The 3,916-nt window shown below is 32.2% G+C and carries 2 protein-coding genes and 1 pseudogene; all 3 read right to left on the bottom strand.

The annotated features are described in order from the left end of the window. A partial coding sequence (locus ACIQ56_RS15405) for a sugar ABC transporter permease (protein ID WP_397601933.1) occupies positions 1-1,211 on the bottom strand: 1,211 nt, incomplete at its 3' end. A 12-nt stretch (positions 1,212-1,223) separates the two neighbouring features. Next, positions 1,224-2,744: pseudogene (locus ACIQ56_RS15400) on the bottom strand (sugar ABC transporter ATP-binding protein). 33 nt (positions 2,745-2,777) lie between these two features. Continuing rightward, complete coding sequence (locus tag ACIQ56_RS15395) at positions 2,778-3,791, bottom strand: sugar ABC transporter substrate-binding protein (protein ID WP_397601932.1); 1,014 nt, start codon at positions 3,789-3,791, stop codon at positions 2,778-2,780. Positions 3,792-3,916: the final 125 nt, after the last annotated feature.

Here is a 3,916-nt window from a genome sequence, read left to right as displayed (position 1 = left end):
TTATCTAAACTCGCCATTACCAACGCTCCAATGATAGCACCAAAGATGGTTCCAACCCCTCCCATGGTACTTGTGCCCCCAATAATGGCTGCTGATATCGCATCTAATTCAAAATTTTGTCCCGCTGAAGTTGTCGCTGCATTTAATCTTGCTGTTAAAATAATTCCTGCAACAGCAGCTAAAGATCCCATTAAAACAAAAACACTTAATGTCCTTTTCTTAATATGAATTCCCGATAATTTAGCGGCCTCTAAATTTCCGCCCATAGCATATAGATGTCTGCCAAAAACAGTATTGTTCGTTACAATAGAAAAGATAACCGCAAGTCCAAATGCAATAAGAACGGCATATGGTATCCCCATATAAAAAGCCATAATACAAAAAAATGTTGCTATTATGATAGAAAAAAAGACAAGTTTTAAAATTTCCAAAGGATAAGGTAACACTTCAAATCCATACTTTAGCCGAGATTTTCTCTTTTTAATTTGAAGATAAACAAATATAAATATGCATAAAATTGCAATTAAAATAGAAACGTCATTAAAAGGAGGAGCATCTCCTGCATAAAATTTTCCGTTTAATAAAAAATGAAATCCTGTTATGGGATCTCCAAAATTATTTTTAACAACGTTACCTAAGGAGTCTAATTGGGTTGCAGGAGAAAATAAAAAAGTCGGGACATATCCTTGTCCAAAGGCTTTAAAAGAATCATTCATAGGACCAATTGTCCTACCCTCTGTAATTCCTAAAATTGCTCCTCGGAAGGCTATCATACTCGCTAAAGTAACAATAAAAGCTGGGATTTTTCGATAAGCTACCCAAAAACCATGCCATAATCCAACAATAGCGCCTATTAAAATAGCAGCAAGAACTGTAGGTATTGTTGGCCAATTATAATTTACTTGTAAAATAGCCGCAGCAGCTCCTATAAATCCAGCAACAGATCCGACAGATAAATCGAGATGACCCGCAACGAGAACCATAGTCATACCTATAGCTAAAACACCTATCGTAGCACTCTGTAAAAATAAATTAGATAAATTACGAGGAGATAAAAATAACGAACCCGTTAAAAAAGTAAAAGTAACACATATAACAAGTAACGCAATTACCATGGTATATTGACGAATATTTTTTTTAAAAGATTGAATTAAAAAATGATTCGCATCAAATTTTAAATTTTCAATTATTTTATTTAATGTTAAATTCATTAAAAGTACTTTCTATAACAAATGACCAGTTGCATATTGCATAATAGTCTCTTGATTTGCATTTTTTTGCAAAATATCTCCTGAAATTTTTCCATTATGCATGACTAAAATTCTATCGCTCATGCCTATTATTTCTGGTAATTCAGAAGATATCATTATTATACATAAAATTCCTTGGTCTAATAATTGATTCATAATATTATAAATTTCAGATTTAGCACCTACATCAATTCCTCGCGTAGGTTCATCTAAAATTAATATTTTTGGTTTTGTCATTAACCATTTTGATAAAACAACTTTTTGTTAATTTCCTCCACTTAAGTTACCAACAAATTGTTCAATTGTATTTGTTTTAATTTTTAAATCACCAACAAATTTACGAGTAGAAAATATCTCTTTATTTTTATCCATAATTCCATAATTTGAAATTTTTTCTATACTGGATAGAGTTGTATTTTCTTTTATATCCATGCCAAGCACAAGACCAAAACGTTTTCTGTCTTCAGATACTAAAGCAAGACCAGATTCAATAGCATCGGATTCATTTTGAATTGTTACTTTTTTACCTTCAATATACAATTCACCACTTGTTACCTTAACCCATGCTCCAAATATGCTCATCGCTAATTCAGTGCGCCCTGCGCCCATGAGACCAGAGATACCAATAATTTCACCTTTATTTATTTGAAAACTGACATTATCTATTACTTTTAATCCCGTTTCAGGATGCAAAACGGTCCAATTTTTAATTTCAAAAATTGTTTTCCCAAATTCACGATTTTCTCTAGGGTAAATATTGGTTAATTCTCGTCCAACCATTTTTGAAATTAATTTTTCTTCGCTTAATTCATTTACGAGATCACTTGATATTGTTCTACCATCACGAAGAATTGTAATGTGATCTGCTATTTGAAAAACTTCTTTTAATCTATGAGAAATATAGATACACGTTTTTCCTTTCACTCTTAATTCTTTGATGATTTCAAGTAAATTATTAGCTTCTATTTCAGTAAGAGCAGCAGTAGGTTCATCTAAAATTAATATATTCGCATTTTTTGCAATTGCTTTTGCAATTTCAACTAATTGTTGTTCGCCTACACCTAAGCTCGAAACTTTTGCAGAAGGATTCACATTTAATTTTACTTCTTTCAAAATATCTTTTGTTTTAGAGTAAGCTAAATCCCAGTCTATAAATAAACCTTTGGTAATTTCATGTCCCAAAAAAATATTTTCACAGACTGTCATCTCTTTTACTAAAGCGAGCTCTTGATATATTATTGCAATTCCTGCATTTTCACTATCAATTGTACCTGAAAAATTTTGTAATAGATTGTCTATAAAAATCTCGCCTTCATAGGAGTCATTGGGATAAAATCCACTTAATATTTTCATTAAAGTAGATTTTCCCGCTCCATTTTCTCCACATAAGGCGTGAATTGTTCCTTTTTCCACAGAAAAATTTACATTAGACAATGCCTTTACATTACCAAAACTTTTTATGATATTTTTCATTTCTAAGGCAAATGGATTCAATTTCTCGTCTCCGGAAAATCACAATTTTAAATTTTATTTAATATATTTATATACATCTTCTTTTTTAAATAAACCAGATTGAATCATTTCTTTATCAAGATTATTTTTATCTACAACAATAGGAGCTAAAAGAACGGAAGGAACATCTATTTTTCCATTATTTGTTTTACCGTTTGTATTCACAGGCTTATTTTCTGCCATTTCTATAGCAACTTTTATTGCTTCCGCAGCTAATTTCTTTTGATCTTTATAAACAGTCATAGATTGTGTTCCAGCAACAATTCTCTGTGCTGCAGTTAATTCTCCATCTTGACCTGTTACAATTACTTTCCCTGCTAATTTTTGAGCTGCTAGTGCCTGAACAACCGCTCCAGCTGTATTATCATTAGGGGCAACAACACCTTGAATATTATTTTTATTTGCTGTTAAAGAGTTTTCCATAATTTTTTGAGCCACACTGGGCTGCCAATCCGTTATAGGTTGCTCTGTAACAACTTTTAAGTTTCCATTTTTTATAAGTGGTTGTAAGTGAACTAAAGCTCCATCCTTAAGTAATTTTGAATTGTTATCTGTAGGAGCACCAGAAAGTAACACAATATTTCCTTTGGAAAGATTTTTTGCTATATATTCGCCCTGAAGTTCCCCTATTTTTACGTTATTAAACGAAACATACATATCCAAATTTGAATTTAATACGAGGCGATCGAGTGAAATTACTTTCACTCCCGCTTTATGCGCGGTTGTTACAAGTGAGGCGGCTGCTGCTGCATCTTGAGGCGCTAATATTAAAATATCTATTTTTTGAGAAAGTAAATTATCAACTTGAGAAGCTTGAACGGAGGCATCTTGGTCGGCAACTTGAATAAATATTTTAGCCCCGCTTTTTTTCGCGGCTTCTTCAAGACCTTGTTTATATCTTACCCAACCAATATCTCTTTGTGTAGGTAAAGAAACACCAATTCGAATTTCTTTTGAGTATGCAGAAATGGAAAAAGTAAAACCAACTAATGAAAGGAAGACAAATGAGCGGCGTGTAAGCTTATTCATAATAGCTCCTAATAAATATATGCCAGTTAAGAGTTGAGAATGTGTTTTTAGAAAAAGAATATGTACTTAAAAAGGCATGCAGAAAATCTTCCGAAAACATGGACAAGCAAGCCCTTTGTTGAACG

This window comes from Silvanigrella sp., assembly GCF_044369315.1.
Taxonomy (GTDB): domain Bacteria; phylum Bdellovibrionota_B; class Oligoflexia; order Silvanigrellales; family Silvanigrellaceae; genus Silvanigrella.
The sequence above is the reverse complement of the archived record's forward strand: the minus strand, read 5'-3'. Positions and strand labels throughout refer to the sequence as shown.

What these genes read in the sequence shown, in the direction of transcription:
- ACIQ56_RS15395 (WP_397601932.1), bottom strand. Translation starts at nt 3,791, where the DNA reads ATGAATAAGCTTACACGCCGCTCATTTGTCTTCCTTTCATTAGTTGGT.